At 37.2% G+C, this 3,961-nt stretch carries 3 protein-coding genes and 2 pseudogenes; 3 read left to right on the top strand and 2 right to left on the bottom strand.

The features are described from left to right. Nucleotides 1–8 precede the first annotated feature (8 nt). Both BHE89_RS11535 and BHE89_RS11530 read left to right on the top strand, forming a co-directional pair. Nucleotides 9–269 (top strand): SMR family transporter, encoded by a 261-nt coding sequence (locus tag BHE89_RS11535; RefSeq protein WP_286146086.1) that lies wholly within the window; start codon nucleotides 9–11, stop codon nucleotides 267–269. A gap of 33 nt (nucleotides 270–302) precedes the next feature. Then, on the top strand, nucleotides 303–611 hold the full coding sequence (locus tag BHE89_RS11530) for a putative hemolysin (RefSeq protein WP_069368955.1): 309 nt from the start codon (nucleotides 303–305) through the stop codon (nucleotides 609–611). An 81-nt stretch (nucleotides 612–692) separates the two neighbouring features. On the opposite strand, the pseudogene dsbB reads toward BHE89_RS11530, so the two are convergent. Together dsbB and nhaB are read right to left on the bottom strand one after the other, a co-directional pair. Then, nucleotides 693–1,218, bottom strand: a pseudogene (dsbB, locus tag BHE89_RS11525) (disulfide bond formation protein DsbB). 179 nt (nucleotides 1,219–1,397) lie between these two features. Continuing rightward, nucleotides 1,398–2,943 (bottom strand): annotated as a pseudogene (gene nhaB, locus BHE89_RS11520) (sodium/proton antiporter NhaB). 234 nt (nucleotides 2,944–3,177) lie between these two features. Between nhaB and fadR the strand changes: the two are divergent. Beyond that, nucleotides 3,178–3,897 carry a fatty acid metabolism transcriptional regulator FadR gene (gene fadR, locus BHE89_RS11515; RefSeq protein ID WP_069368958.1) on the top strand — a complete coding sequence of 240 codons (720 nt, stop codon included), beginning with the start codon at nucleotides 3,178–3,180 and terminating at the stop codon, nucleotides 3,895–3,897. Nucleotides 3,898–3,961 lie beyond the last annotated feature (64 nt).

Genomic DNA, 3,961 nt, shown 5'->3' with positions numbered 1-3,961 from the left:
AGCTTCTGATGGTTTTTAGCCGATTATATCCTTCTATTGTCGTCGTCATTGGTTACTGTCTTTCTTTTTGGGCACTTTCTCAAGTGGTAAGAGTCATGCCATTAGGTATTGCTTACGCAATATGGAGTGGGTTAGGAATAGTTTTAGTTTCTGTTGCTGCTGTGTTTCTCTATCAACAAAAACTCGATTTACCTGCCATTATTGGGATGAGTTTAATTATTGCTGGTGTTTTAGTGATAAATCTACTTTCAAAAAGTGCTTCACACTAATAGGTATAACAGGAAGAAATTAGGGTGTCTTTGATGCAAAAGAAATTTAAAACAGCGGGTTATCTATTTATATTAGCTAGCTTTGCTTTTATTGCAGGATGCAGTCATTCAGCGCAGACACAACATTCATCTACACAAATGGTGAGTAAAAGTCGAACAATACCGACAACCAGCCTTGATATTCCCTTAGAAGAATCAGCCAAGGCAACCTGTGTTTTTTCAGGTGGCGTGCCTTCTTTAAACTATGAATTACATGGCGGTCAGACACCAGTGTGTCAATTTGCGAATGGTAAGCGTTGTAGTGAACAAGCTTTAATTGAAGGGGCTTGTATTCCTGGTTAAAGCTTATTTGGGATTGAATGCTTAATCACCATTTCTCTATGATAAAAATAGCCCTTAGTTTATTGCTAAGGGCTATTTTCTTTATTCTTTTGTTTTAAAAGAACTTGTTATTTGGCTCATTAATACTAATAAACCGACAACAAAATAAGCAGAGAAAATAATCAGCATCCATTGTGGCATTTCTAAAGTTAAAAATTGCCATTGACTGACAGAACAGTCACCCGTTGCTTGGAATACCGCAGGGAACCAATCTTGCAGGGCAAACCATGAAGGTAAAGTAACAAAAAAAGTCACAGGTTGCAAAAGGTGATGGATTCAGAATAAGTTGTGTATGCTCCCAAGAAAGTTCAATTCCTCGGTATGCGGAATAAATCCATAAAAAACCACCTGCCATGCGCATAAGTGCCATTTTAGGCGCAGATGCCCCAATCAATGCAGCAACTAAGATCCCTAATACCGCGATGCGCTGATAGACGCACATTACACAAGGCATTAATTCCATTCCGTACTGAAAATACAATGCAGCACCTTCAAGACCTATTGCTGTTAATGCAAGCAATAGCCATGAAGAACGGCTTTGTGACCAGTGACGAAGAGAAGTCAGCATAATAATATCCATTTAAATATTAAATAAAATAAGTATCTATTCTGCCCAAAAATCAAGAGCAAAAAAAAGTTAGAACCCGTTATTTCACAAATATTTACATTTAAGCTTTTTTTAATGAAGAAAATAGGACTTTTATTTAATAAAAGTCCTATTTATGTAGTGTAACTGTGGATCTATTGTTACGGAATAGCAACTAAACCAATTTCATAGAACCAATGTGTTGCAGGAACAAGCCAAAACTCAACGGCGAGTAAGCCAAGCAATGTCATTACAATCGTATACGGCAGAGCCATTATCACCATACGGCCATATGATAAACGGATGAGTGGTGATAGTGCTGATGTTAATAAGAATAGGAATGCGGCTTGACCATTTGGGGTTGCAACAGAAGGTAAGTTTGTACCTGTATTAATAGCAACACCAATATGTTCATATTGTGATTGGCTAATTAATCCATCTTGCAATGCGGTTAAAGCTTCACTGATATAAACTGTACCCACAAACACGTTATCTGAAATAGCAGAAAGTAGACCATTAAAGAGGTAAAAAAGAGACAGTTGTGAAGATTCTGAAGCTTGAAGAACAAACTGAATAATAGGGCCAAATAATTGCTGATCGATAATAACCGCAACAATAGAGAAGAAAACGGTCAATAATGCAGTGAAAGGCAAGGCTTCTTCAAATGCTTTACCAAGAGCATGTTCTTCTGTGATCCCACAAAATGCAGTGGCAAGAATAATAACAGATAAACCGATAATACCGACTTCTGCTAAATGGAGTGCTAAAGCAATAATCAACCAAATACCAATTAATGCTTGGATCATCAGTTGTGCTTTTTCTTGAGAAGTGCGTTTTTCACTGTTTTTCTTGTCGTATTCAGTAAGAACTTTACGAACTAAATCAGGTAATTCAGCACCATAACCAAAGAGTTTAAAACGCTCTACAAAGTAACACACAGCAAGACCCGCAAAAAAAACAGGGATCGTGACGGGTGACATTCTGATAAAAAAGGTTACAAAATCCCACTCTAAATGTTTTGCAATAATCAGGTTTTGTGGTTCACCCACCATGGTCATTACGCCACCTAATGCAGTACCTACACCAGCATGCATCATTAAGCTGCGTAAAAAAGCACGGAATTGTTCTAAAGTTTGTTTTTTTTCTGCAGTATCAATAAATCCATCATTATTTAATTCTGCCCCTGATTGATTAGAAGCAAAATTATGATAAATAGAGTAGAAACCGAGAGAGACACTGATTACAACCGCGATAACGGTTAAAGCATCTAAAAAAGCAGATAAAAAGGCACTTGCGAAGCAAAAGGCAATAGATAACATTCGTTTAGAACGAATGGATAACAGCAGTTTCGTAAAAGCAAACAGCAATAATTGCTTCATAAAATAGATACCCGCAACCATAAAGACAAGAAGCAAAATCACTTCAAGGTTGTTGGCAATTTCATGACCAATCTGTTTTGGGCTTGTCATACCAATGATGACGGCCTCAATAGCAAGTAATCCTCCGGGTTGTAACGGGTAACACTTTAGCGCCATAGCCAGTGTGAAAATGAATTCTACAACTAATAGCCAGCCGGCGACAAAAGGGTCAATAAAGAAAAAAAATAAGTGGGTTGATAATTAAAAAAGTAATAATAGCAAGCTTATACCAATCTGGGGAGTTTCCCATAAAATTCTTTAGTAGTGCTTGTCTTATACTCATATCCATTAGGTTTCTCATCCTCCAAACAGAGATTTTAAGCGCAATGATGCGCAATCTAACCATAGTACGCGCTAATCGCTGTGAAATTAAGCGCAATTAGTAATAATAAATTGATAAAACGACATCAAGTTTTATGATGCCATTCACTATTTAATGATGGTTGAGCTATATCAAAATTACGCATTCTGATATTATCTTTTCCATTATTAGCAGAAAAATCGCTTCGGAAGAAATAAAAATATGGTTATTAAGGCTCAAAGCCCCGCAGGTTTTGCGGAAGAGTATATTGTTGAAAGTATCTGGAATAATCGCTTTCCTCCTGGATCTATTCTTCCAGCGGAACGTGAGCTCTCTGAATTAATCGGTGTTACAAGAACCACATTAAGAGAAGTATTGCAGCGCCTAGCCCGTGATGGTTGGTTAACTATTCAACATGGAAAGCCAACAAAGGTAAACAATTTCTGGGAAACATCGGGCCTTAATATCCTTGAAACAGTCGCTCGCCTTGATCATGATCGCGTGCCACAATTAATAGATAATTTATTGGCTGTTAGAACCAATATTTCAGCTATTTTTATACGTACCGCATTTAAAAATAGTCCTGAAAAATGCATTGAAGTTTTACACCATGAGCTTACCACTGAAAATAGCGCTGATGAGTTTAGTGAGCTGGATTACAACATTTTCCGTGGATTAGCGTTTGCATCAGGTAACCCAATTTATGGTCTTATTTTAAACGGCTTAAAAGGGCTTTATACTCGCGTAGGCCGTTATTATTTCTCAAATCTTCAAGCCAAAGAACTCGCGTTAGCTTTCTATAAAAAACTGGCTATATTATGTGAGCAAAAAGATGTCGAGCATGTTATGGAATGTGTCCGTCAATATGGTAAAGACAGCGGCATTATCTGGCAAAGTTTACAGTCCCCATTACCGAGTGATCTAGAAGAAGTAAAACGCTAATTACGTTTACTGCTTTATCACAATAGAAAAAACCAGTACTCATACAATTTGTGATACTGGTTTT

The organism is Shigella sp. FC1967 (genome assembly GCF_001743005.1).
Classification (GTDB): Bacteria; Pseudomonadota; Gammaproteobacteria; order Enterobacterales; family Enterobacteriaceae; genus Proteus.
The sequence above is the reverse complement of the archived record's forward strand: the minus strand, read 5'-3'. Positions and strand labels throughout refer to the sequence as shown.